Annotated in this window: 13 protein-coding genes; 5 read left to right on the top strand and 8 right to left on the bottom strand. The window is 43.5% G+C overall.

What is annotated here, in order from left to right:
* The first annotated feature begins 294 nt into the window (after positions 1 to 294).
* Positions 295 to 1665, top strand: a complete 1371-nt coding sequence (locus PQR79_RS14135; protein WP_238103173.1) for a hypothetical protein — start codon at positions 295 to 297, stop codon at positions 1663 to 1665.
* Positions 1666 to 1767: 102 nt separating this feature from the next.
* Here the strand turns inward: PQR79_RS14135 and rimO are convergent, their stop codons facing one another.
* Entirely contained in the window at positions 1768 to 3174 is a 1407-nt protein-coding gene (gene rimO / locus PQR79_RS14130) for a 30S ribosomal protein S12 methylthiotransferase RimO (protein WP_238103174.1), read from the bottom strand.
* Between the two features lie 200 nt (positions 3175 to 3374).
* Positions 3375 to 4814: a methyl-accepting chemotaxis protein gene (locus PQR79_RS14125; RefSeq protein WP_238103176.1), complete on the bottom strand. Its 1440-nt coding sequence runs from the start codon at positions 4812 to 4814 to the stop codon at positions 3375 to 3377.
* A 651-nt stretch (positions 4815 to 5465) separates the two neighbouring features.
* On the opposite strand from PQR79_RS14125, the gene exeM reads away from it, so the two are divergent.
* On the top strand, positions 5466 to 8084 hold the full coding sequence (exeM, locus tag PQR79_RS14120; RefSeq protein ID WP_238103177.1) for an extracellular exonuclease ExeM: 2619 nt from the start codon (positions 5466 to 5468) through the stop codon (positions 8082 to 8084).
* Positions 8085 to 8324: 240 nt separating this feature from the next.
* On the opposite strand, the gene PQR79_RS14115 is transcribed toward exeM, so the two are convergent.
* Both PQR79_RS14115 and PQR79_RS14110 read right to left on the bottom strand, forming a co-directional pair.
* Positions 8325 to 10478, bottom strand: a complete 2154-nt coding sequence (locus tag PQR79_RS14115) for a TonB-dependent siderophore receptor (RefSeq protein ID WP_238103178.1) — start codon at positions 10476 to 10478, stop codon at positions 8325 to 8327.
* A 212-nt stretch (positions 10479 to 10690) separates the two neighbouring features.
* On the bottom strand, positions 10691 to 11794 hold the full coding sequence (locus tag PQR79_RS14110) for a phosphoribosylaminoimidazolesuccinocarboxamide synthase (RefSeq protein WP_238103179.1): 1104 nt from the start codon (positions 11792 to 11794) through the stop codon (positions 10691 to 10693).
* Between the two features lie 209 nt (positions 11795 to 12003).
* On the opposite strand from PQR79_RS14110, the gene PQR79_RS14105 reads away from it, so the two are divergent.
* Complete coding sequence (locus PQR79_RS14105; RefSeq protein ID WP_238103180.1) at positions 12004 to 12972, top strand: DMT family transporter; 969 nt, start codon at positions 12004 to 12006, stop codon at positions 12970 to 12972.
* 7 nt (positions 12973 to 12979) lie between these two features.
* Here PQR79_RS14105 and PQR79_RS14100 read toward each other — a convergent pair whose 3' ends face one another.
* The 4 genes from PQR79_RS14100 to uvrA form a co-directional block, all read right to left on the bottom strand.
* Positions 12980 to 13141 (bottom strand): hypothetical protein, encoded by a 162-nt coding sequence (locus PQR79_RS14100; protein ID WP_238103181.1) that lies wholly within the window; start codon positions 13139 to 13141, stop codon positions 12980 to 12982.
* Between the two features lie 183 nt (positions 13142 to 13324).
* A complete protein-coding gene (locus PQR79_RS14095) occupies positions 13325 to 15148 on the bottom strand; it encodes a DEAD/DEAH box helicase (RefSeq protein WP_238103182.1) in 1824 nt (607 codons plus the stop codon).
* A gap of 254 nt (positions 15149 to 15402) precedes the next feature.
* Positions 15403 to 16374, bottom strand: coding sequence for a M20/M25/M40 family metallo-hydrolase (locus PQR79_RS14090; RefSeq protein WP_238103184.1), 972 nt, complete (start codon positions 16372 to 16374; stop codon positions 15403 to 15405).
* A gap of 46 nt (positions 16375 to 16420) precedes the next feature.
* Positions 16421 to 19285: an excinuclease ABC subunit UvrA gene (gene uvrA / locus PQR79_RS14085; RefSeq protein WP_238103185.1), complete on the bottom strand. Its 2865-nt coding sequence runs from the start codon at positions 19283 to 19285 to the stop codon at positions 16421 to 16423.
* 242 nt (positions 19286 to 19527) lie between these two features.
* Here uvrA and PQR79_RS14080 point away from each other — a divergent pair, with 242 nt between their 5' ends.
* Complete coding sequence (locus PQR79_RS14080; protein WP_238103186.1) at positions 19528 to 20895, top strand: MFS transporter; 1368 nt, start codon at positions 19528 to 19530, stop codon at positions 20893 to 20895.
* A gap of 65 nt (positions 20896 to 20960) precedes the next feature.
* On the top strand, positions 20961 to 21677 hold the full coding sequence (locus tag PQR79_RS14075) for a single-stranded DNA-binding protein (RefSeq protein ID WP_238103187.1): 717 nt from the start codon (positions 20961 to 20963) through the stop codon (positions 21675 to 21677).
* Positions 21678 to 21720: the final 43 nt, after the last annotated feature.

Genomic DNA, 21720 nt, shown 5'->3' with positions numbered 1-21720 from the left:
CACTTGTATATGAGTAATGGCCAACAATTCGCTGCAAAAACAACCTTGACAGATCAACAGGCACTAGTTTATTACAAATTTACATGGTGAATGCGGAGTCCGCTTAACGCGCTTAGTCTGTTTTTTGCTCGATAGTACGATTTAAAACCTCTTGTCGACTGATAAGAGGTTTTTTTATAACCAATTTAAGCCCACTTGACGATTTATATACCAACTTTACGTATCTTGACAGTCGTTTACGCATACAAAGAGTCATAATACTGCAAATGTAGCTAAGTGGTTAATGGAGCAATTATGTTTAACAAGAAATTAGGCCGATTGATATTGATATCAACGGTTGGAGCTGTACTGTTTGGTTGTGGTTCTGACAGTTCAGATAGCAGTAGCAGTGATGTTGCTTATGTACAGTATTACAATGCCTCACCTAACAGTACCTCGACATCGTTAGTGCTTGATGACTATTCGTATACAGCAATTGACTTTGCGGATGCTATGCCACGTTATGGTTACAGCACTGGTAGTGCTGATTTAGAAATTTACGGTCAGGATGAAGATGGCGAAACCGTTACCATTTACAGCGATACTGTGGATATGGAAAACGACGATAACCACTTGTTTGTGCTTTATGGTGATTATCTTGACCCACAATTACTGGACATTAATTATAACCGTGAAGATATGGACGAACTTAATGCGGATGATGATTATGAATACAGCAAAATGCAGGTGCTTATTGCCAACGTAGCTACTGATGAAGGCACATTTGATGCGTATATTTCTCTTGATACTCAAGACTTTGATGAAGCGGTAATGTTAGGCAGTGTGGGTTATGGTACTTACAGTGACTCAATGATCCTAGACACCGAAGATTATATTGTTTATTTAACAGAAGCAGGTACTACTGATGTAGTTTACACCACTGGTAGCATGGATTTCTCCACGGAAACCGTTTACAAATTGGTTATTCGTAATAGCTTTGGTGCTGGTGATCTTAAAGTGAATATCGACAGTGTAGACTCAACGACTACAGTCGATAATTATCCAGCGTTGGAATCAACTGCAGATTACCGAGTATTTAATGGCCTTGAAACTCAAAACATCGATGTGACGATTTCGAGCCAACAAGAAACTCAATACCTGTATGATATTGCTGCATTTTCGGTATCTGACTATCAGTCAACGTCGTTTAATGATTACGGTATTACCGCAAAAGATGCTACAACCAAAACACAGCTATTTAATAACTTGCTCGTGACGTTTGAACAAGATGATGTGAAATCATTGCTTGTATATCAAAACGAAGACGGTTCAGTAGAAGGGATGGAAATTACTCAGGACCTTCGCCCACGTGCATATGAATATAAAGTTGATGTCGTTAACTTGTCTTATGACTACGATGATCTGAGTGTGTATTTTGTGCGTGATTCAGAAACCATTGAAACTGCAGAATATACCTTGACTGATTTAGACTTCGTTGAAGAGCAGAGTACAACATTACCTGAAGATTTTTACGAAATTAATATCGTGTATGAAGCTGATAATGGTACTAAAACATTGATTTATCAGTCTGAAACATTAGATATTAGTGGCGACAGCAACTTTACTTTTGTACTGACACCAGACAGTTCAAGTGCACTAGGGCATAGATTAACCATGCTAGAATAGTTCGTTGAAATAATGAGTTAGCAAAGCAAAAAGCCGATATCACTTCAGATATCGGCTTTTTAATTTGAGTTTCAGTTGCAGGTTATGCGTTAAGCAAAGCGATTAATCTTCGACTTTAACGCCCCACACATCGTGCTCGTCGGCATGTATAATTTGCACCCAAACTTGATCGCCTGGTTGTACGTCAAACTCGTCGGTTAAATACACTTTGCCGTCAATTTCTGGCGCGTCCATGTATGAGCGACCCACAGCACCTTCGGTGTTCACTTCATCAATTAAGATTAAATACTCTTGGCCAATGCGCGCTTGCAGCTTGTCGGCACTGATCTGTGCTTGTACCGCCATAAAGCGTTGTAGGCGATCTTCCATCACATCTTCTGGTACATGGTCTGGTAAATCGTTGGCTTTAGCGCCTTCCACCGGCGAGTATTTAAAGCAACCGACGCGGTCTAATTGTGCTTCTTCTAAAAAGTCTAATAGCTCTTCAAATTCTTCTTCGGTTTCACCCGGGAAGCCCACAATAAAGGTTGAGCGGATCACTAATTCTGGGCAAATCTCGCGCCATTTAGCGATGCGTTCTAATACTTTGTCTGAGCTACCAGGGCGTTTCATCAATTTAAGAATACGCTTATTGGCATGCTGAAACGGAATATCTAAATAGGGCAGAATTTTACCTTCAGCCATTAATGGAATAATGTCATCCACATGCGGATAAGGATACACATAGTGCAGGCGCACCCATACGCCTTGTTTGGCCAATTCTTCACAAAGCTGCTGCATATGGGTTTTAACGGGCATACCATCCCAAAATGCGGTTTTATGCTTTACATCCACACCATAAGCTGAGGTGTCTTGCGAAATAATTAATAGCTCTTTTACGCCTGCGTTTACTAAACGTTGCGCTTCACCTAATACATCGCCAATAGGGCGAGAGTCTAAATCACCGCGCATTGACGGAATAATGCAGAAAGTACAACGGTGGTTACAACCTTCAGATATTTTTAAATAAGCGTAATGCTTCGGTGTGAGTTTTACACCGTGATCAGGCACTAGATCCATGAGTGGATTATGTTTAGGCTTTTCAACATGCAGGTGAACTTGTTTTAATACTTCATCATAGGCGTGAGGGCCTGTTACGCCTAACACGTTAGGGTGAAGTTCGACAATTTCATCTTTCTTAACGCCTAAACAGCCAGTGACTAACACTTTGCCGTTGGCTGCTAATGCTTCGCCAATGGTTTCTAACGACTCTTGCACCGCGCTATCAATAAAGCCACAGGTGTTCACAATAACCAAATCGGCGTCATCATAGCTGTTGGTAACGTCATAGCCTTCGGTACGTAATTGAGTGAGAATCCGTTCTGAGTCGACTAAGTTTTTTGGACAGCCCAGTGATACAAAGCCAATTCGATTACCAGTGCTAGGGCGACTTGTGCTGTTGGCTTCAAGGGTTTTAACTGGAATGTCGAGCGTGGTAGTTTGTTTGGGTGTAAAGGTTTCAACTGTCATAAGATCTCACACATAGAGTTTGCGATTAACGTAGGTGATAAAAATTGCGCGGATTATACCTGAAAGTGGTAAAAGGTATAGATCCAATGTGGTCGAAAAGTATACTGTACAAACTTGGCATCAGGCTAATAAAAAACGACGTGGTATCGGTGGATATCACGTCGTTTTATGTTGAGTTAATGAATGACTAGCTGTTCTCTTTAGTTAGTGCGGTAACGGCTTAAAATCTTCCCTAAGTTAGCAGAGGCTTTGGACAGATCTTTCACACCATGTGCTGATTGCTGTGACAACCCGCGGATGACATTCGATTTTTGACGGATTTCAGTCAGTTCTTTAGCAATATCATTCGCTACAGCGCTTTGCTCTTCAGAAGAAGTCGAAATCTGGAAGCTCATGTCCATAATTGAACGAGATGATTCAGCAATCGCATCAATGTCAGTACCAATGTTACTGATTAAGTCGCTACTGGTTTGTGCTTGTTTAACAGTGTCTTGAGTAATACTGTCGATGTTAAGTGTTTCGTTTTGCAGTAACTCAATCATGTTATGAATTTCAACTGTTGCTGCTTGAGTACGGCCCGCTAGGGTTCTTACTTCGTCTGCAACCACGGCAAATCCACGGCCCATTTCACCGGCACGCGCGGCTTCAATTGCCGCATTAAGCGCCAGTAAGTTAGTTTGATCTGAAATAGCATTAATGGTCGTAATCACATCATTAATGTTAGTGGCATTGACCTTCAAGGTGTTAACTGAGTTTGACGTTTGCTCTATGTATTTAGACAGCTGCTCAATTTCGTTAATAGCACGTTTTGCTCTGTCATAGCTTTGGCGAGTGTATTCGGAGTCTTGCTCAACACGTTCGGTAGAGTTACGGGCAATGTTAGAGACTTCTGCGGCAGAGGCGGTCATCTCTTCCATTGCAGTCGCAACAGAATCTAAAGAGGCATACTGTAAGTCAATTTGTTCAGCGCTTTGTTCTGCATCGCGGGCAAAAGAGTCTGATGTTGCATGCAAGGTATCGGTATTGGTTTTAACCGCAATAACCAGCTCACTTAAGGTGTCCATGGCTTTGTCTAATGCACAACCAATCGTACCAAACTCGTCGCGCCCAGGATGAAAGCCTAAACGTGAGGTTAAATCGCCTTTAGCAATTTTCTCAGTGGTATCCCATAACACCCATAACGCGCCACCAATAAAGGTGGCGTTCCAATAAATAACTAAAGCAAAGGGTAATATCCATAAAAACGACAGTAACATTGAGTTCATTGCCGCTTGTTTCGCATCAGACTCTTGGGCATATACCGATTCGCTAAGGGAATAATATTGGCCAGCAGAAGCGTATACCGCAGTGACGGTGTCTTTTGAGCGATTACTGGTTTGAGCGCGACTAGAAACTTGTAACCCAAGGCTTGCAGCTTGTTCAAGTTGGCCGGTTGAATCGAGCGCCTGCACCATACCAGCAGCTTTTTGCTCTAAAACCTGTAACGATTGTTGTTCAATTTGATCAATTTTACTGACATAGCTGCCGATGGATACGCTGGATAATACGATTAAAAATAGCGCGAAAATTGTCCAAAACTTGTCGTTAATCGACATTTTTATGAAGAGTTTATCAATATTTCTGAAATCAACTTGTTTCATAGCGAGGGTACCTAAACCGGTAAATACAATAGATGCAAATAGTAGATTAGCTAGCAGTATTTTGATACTAAAATACTGCGCAAACTACAATTCTTATGATCAAAACAACACACTATCTAAATATATATCGACAATAAAACAAATAGCTTAAGAGATTTATTATTTTTTAACCCCGTAATACGAATATGACGTTAATGGTTTGTATTAAGTGGGTCTTTTATACATCTGCATATTGTAACAACACCATTACAACTGGCTGGTAATGGAGTTAACTATGGCTTGCCTTTTTTAATTATCTTCAACTTTATTTATCGTTTCAAGGTAAACGATAGTATTAATTACAATATAAAACAGCATGTTGTAATACTCTCTTTTTATTTTTTATAAAAGTGTTACAAGGGTTGTCATATTGTTTTGAAATACCATGATGCATTGTTTTTAGTTTAGCCTCTGTTTTTAAATGAGAATTTGATCACACTTTGAACTTTATTCTGCCTGAAAAACTATTTTGTTTTTGAAATCAATTAGATAGTTATTTTTTCTGGTCGTTTTTTGTGATCAATGTTCTTTTTTATGTCACAAAACTTTGGGACAATCGCGCCGCATATTACAAAAAAATAGCATTTCTATTACAAAATATGGGGTTAAAAAATGAAAGGACTGACTAAACTTACAGCGGTTTCACTCGCAGTGGCCGCAGCATTGCCAATGATGGCAAATGCAGATGTGTTAATTAGTGAATATGTTGAAGGGAGTTCCAATAACAAAGCGATTGAATTGTATAACAACGGTGACACAGTCGTTGATTTAGCTGGGTACAAATTAGTGCGTTATAAAGACGGCGACACCGCGGCTTTAGATATGGTTGATTTGACTGATTCAATCGCGGCTAAAAGTGTCAAAGTGATTTTGCACCCTAGTGCGGCTATCACCTTACCGGCCGGTACAGACTCAATGACTGGTAATTTGTATTTTAATGGCGGCGATGCTGTTGGCCTATTAAAAGACGATGTATTAGTTGATGTGATTGGCGATATTCCTACACCAAGCGGCTGGGGGCTTGATACCACTTTTCAGCGTAATTTAGAAGATTTAACTGCCAGCACAACTTATGATGCGGCCCAATGGGTTACACTTGAAAAAGACACTTTTAGTGGTTTAGGCACACTTGACGCGGCTGAGGCTCCAGAGCCAAGTACTTTTACTTGTAACGGCGCCACGCTAACGAACATTTATGATATTCAAGGAGCAGGTGATTCTAGTCCATTAGTTGCCAGTGGCAGTTTTGAGTCGGCTAACGAAGTCACCGTAAAAGGCATTGTGAGCGCCAGAAGTGACAGTTTATATAAAGGCTTCTTTATTCAAGATGCTCAAGGTGATGGTTCTCCTTATACCTCTGACGGTATTTTTGTTTACCTAAATGAAGCCGCACCAGACACGATTCAGCCCGGTACTGAAGTGTGTGTACAAGGTAAAGTCAAAGAATATTACGGCTCAACGCAGATAGACATTAAAGACGAGCAAAAATTTGAAGTGGGCGTTGTGGGCGATGCGCCTGCCGCTGTTGAATTCTATGTTGCAGATGGTGAAACACTTGCGCAAGCATTAGAGCGCGTCGAAGGCATGAAAGTGAAGCTCGATGCAGGCAGTGACATGAAAGTCACTCGCACCTTTAGTTTTGATTACTCTAGTTACCGTAACAATATGGTGTTGTCGCACAAAGCGCCATTAATGAAACCGACTCAAGTATTTGAGCCAAACTCAGCAGAAGCTGTGGCATTAAATGATGCCAATATGGTTAACCAACTCTTTGTTGAATCTGATTACAAAGCGAACGATGGCGAAGTGCCTTACTTCCCTGATTTTAACGCTGAAACAGGTTATATCCGCGTCGGTGACCAGTTAACTAACCTTGAAGGTGTGATTGGCTACAGCTATAGCTCATACCGTCTTTTAGCGACGAACACTATCTCCGCGGGCGATTTTATCCGTGTTGATGATCGTACCAATGCGCCAACAGTGGCAAACATGGGCGACATTCGTGTAGCCAGCTTTAACGTACTTAACTTCTTTAATGACGCAGTGGGTGGCGATGCTAACCCATCAAACAGCAACCGCGGCGCGTTAGCAGAAGATGAAATGGTCTTGCAACGCACCAAAATTGTGAATGCACTTGTAGCCATGAATGCTGATGTTGTGGGTTTAATGGAGATTGCCAACAATGGCTTTGGTGAGTTAAGTGCGATTCAAAATTTAGTTGATGCGCTAAATGCTGAGCTGACAGATGAGCAAGCATATCGCTTTGTTGAAATCGAAGATGTTGATAAATATGACGGTAAATATATTGGCAGCGACGCGATTACGGTAGGCATGTTATATCGTCCTGCAAGTATTAGCTTAGACGGTGCAGCGCAAGTCATTGCGACCCCCGAGCAACATGCTGCAGAAGGTGCACAAACGCGTGAACAAAATGGCGTGGTTGAATCGAGTCCTAGTTATGACAAATACCAACGTCACAGCCTAGTACAAAGCTTTAGCATTAATGATGAAAAACTGACGATTGTGGTGAATCACCTTAAGTCGAAAGGGTCTGGTTGTATTGAAGATTGGGCTGAGTTTAACGAAAATTCAGAACCGGCTGATTTACAAGGTAAGTGTAATGCATTCCGTGTATCGGCGGCCAAAGTACTAGGTGAGTCACTTAACGATGTAGACGGTGATGTGTTGGTGATTGGCGATTTAAATGCCTATGGTAAAGAAGATCCTGTTGCGGTTTTGACCGACTATGATGCCTCAACAACAGACCATGTTATTCGCACTGCGTCTTGGACCACATTAGACGGTAAAGTGTATGAGCGTTCAGGCAGTGTGATTGAAAAAGGCTATGGTTTAATTAACTTAAATACTCAAATGCACGGTGCCGATACTTACTCATACAGCTATAACGGCGAGTTAGGTAATTTAGACCATGCATTAGGCAATGCGAGTTTAGCGGCAAAAGTGGTGGGTATTGATGACTGGCACATTAACTCGGTTGAATCTAACCTGTTTGAGTATGGCAGCAAGTACACAGGTGATTTGGTCAAGTCTGAAAATGCCTTCTCTGCATCAGACCATGACCCAGTGATTATTGCACTGAGTTACCCAGCACCTGTGGTCACCCCTGAACCTGTTGACCCAGTCGAGCCAGAGAAAAGCAGTGACGGTGGTAGCTTAGGCTATTTGGCATTAATGTTATTAGGTGCATTAGGCTTACGCCGTCGTAGCTAGTACCAATCAGCACAAAAACGTGATCATGCTTACTGGTTWAYATCGYTTATCAYTTCGTTAGAAATGTTGAAGGTAGAACAACTACCTCGCTGCAATTTCTGCCTTGTGCTAAGCGATTTTTCCTACGCWATCTCTGATCACTTATTTATCCTGATTGGTATAATAATATTGAGTCGCTAACGTGCTCTTAACATAAAAAAGGATGACCACAGTGTCATCCTTTTTTGTTTCATCTGGGGCTTACATTTTCCAGGTTAGTGTCGCACTATAATTGGCCGGTGCGCCGTAATAACCTTGGGCCCAGTACAAGCTATTGATGTACTTTTCATCGCCAACGTTATTCGCATTTAGCGCTAAACCTAAGTTGTCGGTAATTTGATATTTAGCCATTAAATCAATAACCGCATAGGCGTCTTGCTTAGTGACAATCTCTGCGCCTGCATTGTCATAACCTTCTGCGACAACCCCTTGGCTTCGCGAGATATCATCTTGCCACCGCATGTTCATCCCGATAGAGAGCCCTTCGATTGTTTCAACGTCATAGGTTGCGGCAAATTTTAATAACTTGCTGGGGGTGTATGCCGCTACCGTATCGTCACCTTTAATGTCAAAGTCGGTGTAACCTATACTGGCATTTAACCCAGGGTATACCTCTCCGGTCACTTCAAACTCAAAACCTGTGCTGCTAATTCCGTCTGTACCATAGTAAGTTTGCATGTCGATGGGTAAGCCGGCTGTTTCGGGATCAAGTACTGCAATATTGGTTTGCTCTACGTCAAAGTAAGCCAAGCTGGCAATTAAGCGACCGTTAAACAGCTCACTTTTAACACCCACTTCACGGCTTTCCCCGGTAATGGGGTCAAGAAACACGCCTACACTGTCGACTTCAGTTTGGGCGACAAAGTTTTCGGTATAGCTGGCATAAGCCACCAGTTCTGGAGTAAAGCTATAAACGGCACCTAAATACGGGATAAATTTGTCATAATCAGCTTGTTGGTCAACTTCGTATGACTCACCTTCGGCTTGCCAATCGTTGTAACGACCACCAACAATCACGTGTAAATCATCCACAATACTAAAGCGACCGGTAAAATAGGCTGCTTGTTGTTCGCGGGTGACATCGCTGCCGCGTAAACCGTCATTAAAGGTGGGTTTGGGTGTGTTGCCGTCCCAAGTGTTGAGATCTGGCATTTCGGGGAAGCCATAGCCAGTGGTGTAATCATAAAGTGAGCTGTCGGTGTAGCTCATTTTTGAGTAGTTAACTCCTGCAACAAGCTGATGCTCACGGCCAAAGAGACTAAAATTACCATCAATATAAATATCGACTAAATCGCTTTGGTCATCTAAATCATACTCACTGCCATAGCCGGTTAAACCTAATTCGGTATTCTTGTCTGGCGTGCCGAAAACATAAAATAGCTCAGTGTCTTCATCGGTTGTTTTATGTGAATAAGTGGCACGTAAACGCCAATCATCGTTAAAGTGATGGCTCAGTTCTAGCACCGTATTATTTTTAATCACTTGCCAGTTTGACCAGTCGGCAGAGGTGTTGGTTGAACTGTCGTAATTGGTGGCGCTGCCGTCAGTGTAGAACAACGGCAACGCGCCCCAATTATTACCGGTAGCATCGTTATTGATATAACTGTGGCTCAGCGACACACTGGTGTCGTCAGTTAAGTTGGCTTCTAAAAAAACATAAAAGACATTTTTATCTGTTTCGTAGAGGTCTAAATACGAATCTTTACTTTGAGTTACCGCAACGGCCCTGGCGGCAAAGGTGTCATTGAGTCTGACTGAACCATCGGCTTCGATACGGGTGTTATTAAAGCTACCGTAAGTGCCACTGACACTGAGTTGATTATCTGCCGTAGGGCGCTTACGAATAAAGTTGATGGTGGCCGATGGATTACCCACACCGGTCATTAAACCATTAGCACCACGGATAACTTCAATGCGATCGTAAATTGCGGTGTCTTCATCTGCGTGGTTATTGCCTGAGGTCAGCGGTAAACCAATGCCATCTATTTGGAAGTTAGTAATATCAAAACCGCGGGCGGTATAGTAAGTACGATCGGTTTCAATGCGTTCAACATTTACCCCAGTGGCTGAGTCGAGTGCGGCATTGATGTCGTGTAATTGAAAGTCTTGCATTTGCGCGTCGGTGATAACCGAAACGGATTGTGGAATATCAATAATGGCGAGGTCTAAACGTGATGCACCACTGACTGAGTGGGCGTTGTAACCCGCAATATAACTGCCAGTCACTTCAATTTTTTCAATGTTATCGGTATTTGCAGTGTCATTGTTGGTATCGAGGGGCTCGTCGGCAGCAATGGCGTGTTGCGATAGACTAATAGCGCAAATAATAGCTAGGCTAATTTTGTTTAGTTTCATGGTGTTATCATCTTCAACGGCTATGAACTAGTCCTTGTTCTGTTATAAGTAATTATGTTTAGCCAAGATAATATATCAGAAGGTAATGAAAATCATTATCATTTACACTTTGTCGGTTTTGTAAAGAATAACTTCTTTGAAAGGGAGACTAGAATGTCTTGTTAACAAAAACGGCGCTCAAAGGCGCCGTTGTTTATGGAAAACACGAGTGATTAATCGATTAAATCATACTGCTCGCGCAGCACCTTGATGATGTCAGCTTTCGGGTTAGTAGGCAGTGCAATGCTGTTACCTGTGACTTTTTCAGCTACGCCAGTGTAGGTACGCGACACGTTCATCATGGCTTCTAGTGGCAGGTCATTATCACGTGCAAGGGCTTCACGTTCTGGCATTCTGTCTTTATTTAATAAAATGTCGGCATCGTCAAAATGGTTTAATAAAAACTGGCGGAAACCTTCTTTTGAGTTTTCAACAATTTTACCGTCGCGGTAAGCTGGGCCATCCCAAATACGTGATGAGTCTGGCGTGCCGACTTCGTCCATGTAAATCAGTTTTGATTGGCCGTTTTTGTCATTCACATAGCCAAATTCAAATTTGGTGTCGACAAATACCTGGTCAAGTTTAGCCAGTGCGTCAGAAATCACTTTAAAGCCTTGTTTGAGCAAAGTTTCATATAAGTCAATATCTTGTGGTTTTTCAAAGCCGAATGACTGATAGTTGGCTTCAATGTCGCTGCGGCTAATATTGACGTCATCTTGTGCTGGCACGCCTGGAATACCGGTTAAAATGCCTTTGGTTGATGGGGTAATGAGTAATTCTGGTAATTTTTGGTCTTTACTTAAGCCTTCTGGCAAGGTAATGCCACAAAAAACACGTTCGCCTTTTGAATAAGCGCGCCACATTGAACCGGTAATGTATTGGCGACAAATCGCTTCCACTTTAATTGGGCGGGCTTTTTGTACTATCCATACAAAAGGGTGTGGTATATCTAAAATGTGGCTGTCTGCTAAGCCATTTTGGGCAAATAAACTAAACCAATGGTTAGAAATTGCATTGAGCGCCGCGCCTTTACCAGGAATGCCTTGTAAATTGCCTTCGCCATGAAAAATACAATCAAAAGCAGAAATACGATCGCTGATCACCATAATGGCCAGTGGTGTATCTTCTGGGACATCATATCCTTTATCACGGATTAGGCGACTGCTATCGGCATCGGTTAACCAGTAAACGCTGCGTACTTTGCCACTGTGGACAGGCTTGTCGGTTCGGATAGGTAAATCATTGTTCACAGCAAGAACGGAATCAGCAAGACTCATGCGAGTGTTCCTTAGGTAGTAGGGCACATAGGTTTTTTATGGTCGCCATTTTACCTGCATTAGCTGGATTTGCCACGCGAAAAGGAGGTACTGAAATAGGCTTTTTTGTTATGCGAACAATTAAAGGTGTTAGAAGCTCATCTCGGTAAAGACTTTGTATTGGCTATCGGGCAAAATCTATCTCCTTAATTGTGTGTGAGTAAATATCAGTGACAGCAGAACAACAAAGTGCCAATAACCGTTTAGGGCTGATATTTGTCTCTATTGCGGTGTTTTTCTGGGGCATCTTACCGATAGCGCTCAAATTATCTGGCAGTTTTATTACCCCGGTGACGTTAACTTGGTTTCGTTTTTTGATGGCGCTTGTGGTGACTTTGCTTATCCAGTGGAAAGTCGGCGCACTGCGGCAGTTTGTTGGGCTTCCCCGTGCTATATGGTTAAAACTGATATTAGCCGGTGTGTTGTTGATGTGTAATTACGTGTCGTTTGTGTACTCATTGAGTTACTTAGCCCCAGGTACTGCGCAGCTTAATTTTCAAACTGCGCCCTTCTTTTTAGCTTTTGGTGGGGTGTTGTTTTTTAAAGAACGCTTTAACGCCTTTCAGCTCAGCTGTTTTGCCACACTCGCATTGGGCATGTTGATGTTTTTCCATCCGCAACTCGATATGGATCAAGCTCGTGATGAGCAAGTGCTTATCGGCATTATGATTGTGCAGTTTTCAGTGATGTCGTGGACCAGTTATGCATTATTACAAAAGTCGGTGAGCCAACGGTTATCGCCCAGTAATGTGCTGTTGTTTATTTATGGTTTAGGCATTTTGGCTATGGCACCCTTTAGCGATTTTAGTCAATTTGACGCCATGACATTACCCCAATGGTGGATAGTGTTATTTTGCGGTGCAAATACGTTAATTGCCTATGGCTGCTTTGGTCAGGCAATGCACTATTGGCCAACCGCACAAGTGAGTGCAATGCTGTCGTTAACGCCGGTGTTGAGTTTTACCGTGACCGAACTGGTGGTCAGCTTAGGCTGGTGGAGCGGAGTATTTAGCAGTGCCAATATTGATATGTTGTCATTAATGGGCATTGTATTGATTGTCAGTGCAGTATTTGCCGTGCAAATAGTCCCTATGTATCAAAAGCGCAAACAGGCTAAAGCATTCAGGACGGTATTGTAGTATTTGTTCAGTATTGGTTAGCAAGATAATAGAGTGTGAAGAAGAATGCGCTAAAAAGCACGCCGCCAATGATAATAATCCATAACAAGGTTTTATCTTGTTTAGCTGATTTTGTAGCATCAAGTAATGGCGAGCCAAATATTTGTGCAACGACGACTAAAAAATCCATTTAGATTACCTATCGGGTTAATTCATTCGAGAATGATAATATTACCTACATTCTTGCAGTAACCAAATTAATTGGTGTTAATTGGTTTTATCATTTTCAGCCTATAAAAAATTGCTTTAACTAAAAACTGAAAACAAAAATGGAGCCCAGAGGCTCCATTTTTTGTGTCATTCAAATGAATGATTAGCCATTATCACGTGGCTTACGTGGACGACGCTCTGCACCTGCAGGACGGTCACCGCGTGGACGATCACCACGAGGACGGTCACTGCGAGGCTTACGTGGCGCACCACGGCCAGAGTCAACAAACACTTCATCACCGGCTTCGCGAATGTTAAGTGGACGGCCACACACGCGTACTTTTTTAAGATGAGACAGAATGTCTTTTGGCATGCCATCTGGTAAATCAACGGTAGTCACTTGGTCGAATAATTGGATTTGACCAATGAAACGGCTGTCGATGTTTGCTTCGTTAGCGATAGCACCAACAATGTTACCTACACCAACACCATTTTCGCGACCCACATCGATAACATAACGGTTCATCTTCACGTCTGGGTTATCTTTTAGGGTGTCTGCACTACCAAAGCTTGTTGGCGCGGGACGGTTACCGCGCTCACGACGAGGACGATCACCACCGCGATCACCACGTTCACTACGGTCATCACGTGAATCACGTTGACGCTCAGTAATCGTCGGTAATTGTAACGGACGCTCTTGTTGTACTTGTTGTAATAATGCAGCCGCTAATAAGTCGGTATCAACTTCAAGCTGTTGGCATAACTCAGCGACAGCATTTTTCATGAAATCTAAGTCGCCGTTTAAGGTTTCTTGGATTTGTTCGCCTAAACGAGATAAACGACGCTCTGCAACAGTCTCAGGGCTAGGCACTTTCATTGGCGAAATGCGGCTGTTAGTTGCACGTTCGATAGTGCGTAACATACGCATTTCACGGTTAGTAACAAACAAAATAGCCATACCTTTACGGCCAGCGCGACCTGTACGACCGATACGGTGTACATAGGCTTCTGAGTCGTAAGGAATATCGTAGTTTACAACATGGCCAATACGCTCAACGTCTAAACCACGTGCGGCAACGTCAGTTGCAATCAAAATGTCTAATTTGCCGCGTTTAAGTTGTTCAACAGCGCGCTCACGTGCTTGTTGGTTCATGTCACCGTGTAGTGGTGATGATGCGTAACCGCGAGCTTCTAATTTTTCTGCTAATTCAACACAGCTGTTACGTGTACGTACGAAAATGATAATACCTTCAGTATTTTCAACTTCTAATACGCGTACTAACGCTTCAAGTTTGTTGTGTTGTGATACTTGTACAAAACGTTGGTCAATTGACTCAACTGTCGTGTGGCTAGCAGCAATGCTGATGTTAACTGGGTTGTTCAAATGCTTGTTAGCTACGCGCTTGATTTGCTCAGGCATAGTGGCAGAGAACAACGCAAGCTGGCTGTTAGCTGGCTTATGTTCTAGTACCCATTCGATATCATCGATGAAGCCCATTTTTAGCATTTCATCAGCTTCATCAAGCACTAACGCTTTTAATGTGTCTAATTTTAGTGTGCCACGACGCATGTGATCCATTACACGACCAGGTGTACCAACAATCACTTGTGGGCCACGCTTAAGGGCGTTTAACTGTTGTTGCATGCTTTGGCCGCCGTAAATAGGCAGTACGTGGAAACCTTTCATGTGTTTTGCATAGCTACCAAAAGCTTCTGCAACCTGAACGGCTAATTCACGAGTTGGAGCCAACACTAAAATCTGTGGAGCATTGATTTTCATGTCGATTTTATTTAGTAAAGGCAGGGCGAACGCACCTGTTTTACCGGTACCGGTTTGCGCCTGACCGATAATATCTTTACCTGCCATAAGCGGGTCGATACTCGCAGACTGGATTGGAGTTGGTTTTTCGTAACCTAACTCGTCAAGTGAACGCAACAAATACTCAGACAGGCCGAGTTCGCGGAAAGTTCTTTCATTGGATGACATTGGGTTGTAGCCTTGTGGATGCGCACGAAGTTCGGAAGCTCGTGCTAAAGTTTCACAGACAGAAAATCAACCCCGTGTCGATTTCCCGCGCCGATAAGGGGGCATATTATAGCAGCAAGTATGCGATTTGACCACGTAAAAACTGAAAATAAACATTAATTTGGCCATTAATCGTTAAGATTGGCCTGATTCTTGATTTATAGCGCTCACTAATTGATTGAAAAAAGAACACTTGTTGTAATTGAGCAACACTTTTATGGTGACTCGGTCAGTTTATCAATCAGCAGCAGCTGGTACACGGTTTCGGCCACTGCCACGATAAAGTCAATGTCGAGGGTGTCAATAGTGTCATGTTCGGTGTGGTATTGTTGATGTGGCGGCACACCAAAATACACCCATTTATACCCTGCCTTGTGAAACGGATAATGATCAGATGCCCTTAACCAATCGGTTTTTTGTAAGCGCCCGCTTAGTAAACTACTGCGATGAGTACGAATACATAATTGTGTTTGCCGCATCAGTTGCACCTTAATGGTGTCAAACTGAGCGATATTCTTTTCGCCTTCCATATAAATCGCACGGCGCCGATTGGGGTGGCCAATCATGTCAAGATTAACGCTTAGCTCAACTTCTATATTTGGATCTTGTTGCAATAATTTCACTAAGGCATAACTGCCAAATAATCCGGGTTCTTCAGCATCGGTGGCGACTAGCATTAAATTAACATCCTCTAAGTGAGTCTGTTTTTGCCAGCGTTTGGCAATGGCCAGCATACCCGCTACGCCAGAGGCGTTATCGTCGGCGCCAGGAAACACCGTGCTACCTTTTTGGCCAAGATGATCGTAATGGGCGGTAATGATCCGCCAGCGTCGAGAAGGGATTTTTGCAGGTATGGTCGCAACTAAATTAACCCCTGTAATCGTTGAAAATTGATGGTCGAAGTTAAAGGGGATGGCAAATTCTGTTTGCCAGGGTTTAAGACCAAGCTGATTAAAGCGCGTAATAATATATTCTTGTGTCGCTTGCGAACCAAGTGTTGCGGTTTTGCGCCCTTGAAACGCGACAGAAGTCAGTATGCTGATATCTTGTTGTATTTGCTCAGTTGCGTTAGGCCAAGTGGTGGTAAATGTAGAAGAGCATTCAGGTAAGCGGGCACTGCAACCACTGTTTAAGCAGAGCAGTAAAAGCATCCCAACCACCTGATAACGAGTAAGAAGCGTGGGCATATCGGCACTCCTAACGTTACGGGTGGATGGGAAACCTATATAAAGGCTACTTTTTATTTTTTGCTTTTTTGCTACGTTGCTGATGAAGCGCCAGCATTGGCTTTAAGAATCGTGCAGTATGCGATTCTGGGTGCTCGGCAACGTCTTCTGGGCTACCGGCTGTTAAAATCATGCCGCCGCCTGAGCCGCCTTCTGGGCCTAAGTCTACAATCCAGTCTGCGGTTTTAATCACATCTAAATTGTGTTCAATCACCACAACAGTATTGCCATGGGACTTTAAGCGATGCAATACATCTAACAATAGCTGAATGTCTGCAAAGTGCAGGCCGGTGGTTGGTTCATCTAAAATGTACAAGGTTTTACCCGTGTCGCGTTTAGACAATTCTTTTGCCAGTTTAACTCGCTGCGCTTCACCGCCAGATAGGGTAGTTGCACTTTGGCCCAGGCGAATATACGACAGGCCGACATCCATTAGCGTTTGCAGTTTGCGTGCAATTGATGGGATGGCATCAAAGTAGCTGCGCGCATCTTCAACGGTCATTTGCAGCACTTCGTGAATGTTTTTGCCTTTGTATTTCACTTCCAAGGTTTCGCGGTTATAGCGCTTACCTTTACATGAGTCGCAAGGCACATACACGTCTGGTAAAAAGTGCATCTCAACTTTAATTAAGCCATCGCCTTGGCAAGCCTCACAGCGTCCGCCTTTAACGTTAAATGAGAAGCGGCCCACTTGATAACCTCGGGTACGCGACTCTTGTGTGCCGGCAAACAACTCACGTATTGGGGTAAATATACCCGTGTAAGTTGCTGGGTTTGAGCGCGGCGTGCGGCCAATCGGGCTTTGGTCGATGTCGACAACCTTGTCGCATTGTTCCATGCCTTTAATGCTTTTATAAGGAGCAGGTTCGTCGACCGTGGCACCATTTAGCATGCGATGGGCAATTTTAAAGAAGGTGTCGTTAATTAGGGTCGATTTACCTGAGCCAGACACACCTGTAATGCAGGTGAACAGGCCAATTGGAATGGTGAGATCGACATCCTTGAGGTTGTTACCCGATGCGCCAAATAGTTCAATGACTTTTTTAGGGTCCATTGGCGTGCGCTCGTCGCTGATGTGAATTTGCTTTTTGCCAGAAATATACTGGCCAGTGATCGACTCTTCACAGTTAAGAATATCGTCTAAGGTGCCGTCGCAAATCACTTCGCCACCGTGTACACCAGCACCAGGGCCAATGTCGATAACATGATCGGCAAGGCGAATGGCGTCTTCGTCGTGCTCAACCACAATCACGGTATTGCCTAAGTCACGCAGATGAATAAGCGTTTGTAATAAACGTTCGTTGTCGCGTTGATGCAAACCAATAGAAGGTTCATCAAGCACGTACATTACGCCGACTAGGCCTGCGCCAATTTGGCTGGCTAACCGGATCCGCTGTGCTTCACCGCCCGACAAGGTTTCGGCCGAGCGCGATAAGCTTAAATAATTCAACCCCACGTTAACCAAAAAGCCTAAACGTTCGCTGATTTCTTTTAAGATTTTTTCGGCAATTTTGGCGCGTTGGCCTTCAAAAGCGACAGTATCAAAGTACGCTTTGGCTTCGCCAATTGACCAGGTGATTAATTGCGGCAAGTTTAATTCACCAATAAACACGTTGCGTGCTTCTTCACGTAGGCGTGAACCACCACAACTTTTACATGGCTGCATATTGATGAACTTAGACAGTTCGTCGCGCACCGAATTACTCTCGGTTTCGCGGTAACGGCGGTCCATGTTATTTAAAATGCCTTCAAACGGATGGTTACGCACCACCACGTCACCGCGGTCATTAATGTACTTAAAAGCAATGTTTTGTTTGCCTGAGCCGTACAAGACTATCTTTTTGACTTTATCGCTGAGTTCGGCAAAGGGTTTTTCGACATCAAATTTGTAATGCTCTGCCAATGAGCTGAGCATTTGGAAATAGTAAAAATTGCGTCTGTCCCAACCGCGTACCGCCCCACCGGCTAATGATAATTCATCGTTGGTGATCACCCGCTCTGGGTCAAAAAATTGTTGTACGCCTAAACCGTCACAGGTTTGGCAAGCACCCGCTGGGTTGTTAAACGAGAAAATGCGCGGCTCAAGTTCGGCCATGGAATAGCCACAATGCGGACAAGCAAAGTTAGCCGAAAATACTAATTCTTCGGTTGTTGAATCGTCCATGCTGGCGATTTTGGCAATACCGCCAGACAACTCTAATGCGGTTTCAAATGATTCAGCTAAACGCTGTTTAATGTCGTCACGCACTTTAAAGCGGTCTACAACTACTTCAATAGTGTGTTTAACATGTAAATCTAATGTTGGAGGGTCGGTTAAGTCGCACACTTCGCCGTCAATACGGGCGCGGATGTAACCTTGAGCCGATAAACTTTCGAGCAGTTTAACGTGCTCACCTTTACGATCGTTTACCACCGGCGCCAGTAACATTTGGCGGCTGTCTTGTGGCATTGCTAATACTTTATCGACCATCTGGCTAACGGTTTGTGCCGACAAAGGTAAGTTATGTGTTGGGCAGCGTGGCTCACCGACTCGGGCAAATAACAGGCGTAGATAGTCGTAAATCTCGGTAATGGTACCCACGGTTGAGCGTGGGTTGTGCGACGTTGATTTTTGCTCAATCGAAATGGCTGGACTTAAGCCTTCAATATGATCGACATCGGGTTTTTCCATCAGGCTTAAAAATTGGCGAGCATAAGCCGATAAGGATTCGACATAGCGACGTTGACCTTCTGCATACAGAGTATCGAAGGCTAAAGATGATTTCCCTGAACCAGATAATCCTGTAATAACAATAAGTTTGTCACGTGGAATTGTTAGATTGATGTTTTTCAGATTGTGGGTGCGGGCACCGCGTATTTCAATTTTATCCATCTATCTCGCTCTATGACTGGTGTAAACAAAACGATGATCAGTATCGCATAGATATTGATGCACTTCAGATCAATTTTGTTATCAATGTTGTGTATACGCCCGCAATCGTCAATAAGTTTAGTAAATGATGAACTAAATGAAGCATAGGTCGCAATCTACGATTTCCTTTTGAGCAAATTTATTGCGCTGTGATAATATGCGCAGCTAATCGTTTTACTGAATCATTTTCAAAGGGCAATTGCATGGCCGGTAATGGACTGTCAGGTATAGAGAAAAAAGTCGCTTTTTCGTTAGCCAGTGTGTTTGGTTTACGAATGATGGGGCTGTTTATGATCATGCCTGTCTTCGCGTTGTATGGTCAGCACCTTGAAGGCTTTTCACCGTTATGGGTGGGTATTGCTATTGGTGCTTACGGACTGACTCAAGCAGTATTGCAAATTCCAATGGGGATTTTGTCAGATAAGTATGGCCGTAAGCCGATTATTTTGGCGGGCTTAGTATTATTTGCTATTGGCAGTTTAATTGCCGCTTCATCGGATCATATTTATGGCGTTGTATTTGGCCGTGCGGTACAAGGTATGGGCGCCATTGCTGCTGCCGTATTAGCATTAGCTGCCGACTTAACTCGTGATGAACAACGCACCAAAGTCATGGCCGTCATTGGTATGTGCATTGGATTTTCGTTTGCGTTGTCGCTGCTTGTAGGCCCGATTGTGGCACAATATTTAGGGTTAACAGGGTTATTTTTAATGACCGCGGTGCTCGCGGTATTGGGTATGTTAATTGTGCAGTTTTTTGTACCAAACCCCATTAGCCAAGCCCCAAAAGGCGACACAGTTGCTACCCCAACTAAATTAAAGCGCATGTTGTTAGACCCGCAGCTATTTCGTTTAGATGCGGGTATTTTCATTTTGCATTTAGTGTTAACTGCGGTGTTTGTGGCTTTACCGCTAGATTTGGTGGATGCCGGTTTAGTCAAAGAAAAGCACTGGATGTTGTACTTCCCGGCTTTTGTAGGCGCATTCTTTTTAATGGTGCCGTTAATTATTATTGGGGTGAAGCGTAACAATACCAAAACCATGTTCCAGCTATCGCTGTTGATCATGATGTTGTCATTAGCAACCATGGGCATTTTTGCCGACAATATTTGGATGTTAAGCGCTGCGGTTGTGTTGTTTTTTACTGGTTTTAATTACCTTGAAGCGTCGTTGCCAAGCTTAATTGCTAAGTTTTGCCCTGTGGGTGAAAAAGGCTCTGCAATGGGAGTGTATTCAACCAGCCAATTTTTAGGTGCATTTTGTGGCGGTATGCTTGGCGGTGGTGCATATCAGTTAGTGGGTGCATCTGGTGTGTTTTTTGTGGCACTTGCACTGATGTTTGTGTGGTTACTGCTAACCTTTGGCATGCAAAAACCTGTGTTATTAAAAAGCTATACCCTTGAAGCCAATATAAAAGATAAAAATGATGCCCAAGTGATGGCCACAGAGTTATCGCAATTGGCTGGCGTGGTTGAAGCCATTGTGGTGCTTGAAGAGAAGGTCGCTTATTTAAAGGCCGATGATAAATTCAATTTAAGCGAAGCCCGAGCTGTGTTAGGCTCTGTACAATAGATCGTGTAGATCATTTCGTTTAGAATTCAGATACAGTAAACAGATAAAAATCTCAGGAGATTTCGATGGCTAGTCGTGGTGTAAATAAAGTGATTTTGGTCGGTAACTTAGGTAAAGACCCTGAGGTTCGTTACATGCCAAACGGCAACGCCGTAGCCAATTTTACAATAGCGACAAGTGAGTCGTGGAAAGACCAACAGGGTCAAGTGCAAGAGCGTACAGAGTGGCACAACATTGTAATGTACCGTCGCCTTGCTGAAATTGCTGGCGAGTATTTAAAGAAAGGCTCTAAGGTTTATCTAGAAGGTAAATTACAGACCAGCAAGTGGCAGGACCAAGCTACCGGTCAAGACCGTTACAAAACCGAAATCAACGCGATGGAAATGCAAATGCTAGACAGTCGCAACTCGGGTGATAATGCAGGTGGCCAATATAACCAAAACGCCAACCAAAACGCTTATAACTCAAACCAAGGTCAGCCAGCTCGTCAAGCACCAGGCGCAGCGCCTCAGCAACGTGCACCTCAGTACAACAACCAGGCTGCTCCTGCTGGTAATACCAATACTTACCAGGGTCAGCCTAATGCGGGTCAACAAGGTGGTTATCAACAACCTGCACCAACCCCAGCACAGCAAGCTCCTGCTTATGCGCCTAAGCCTGCCGCGGCTCCACAAGGTAACTTCCAACCGCAAAATGCACCAGCTCAACGCCCAGCGCCACAGCCTGCACAAAACTTCACTCCAGATTTGGATGAAGGTTGGGATGACGATATTCCGTTCTGACGAATACATAAATAATAAATGTTGATTAAAGCTGAGAAAGGTC

The organism is Shewanella metallivivens, from assembly GCF_028750675.1.
GTDB lineage: Bacteria > Pseudomonadota > Gammaproteobacteria > Enterobacterales > Shewanellaceae > Shewanella > Shewanella metallivivens.
Note: the sequence above shows the minus strand (reverse complement) of the source record. Positions and strands in the feature narration are given on the sequence as shown.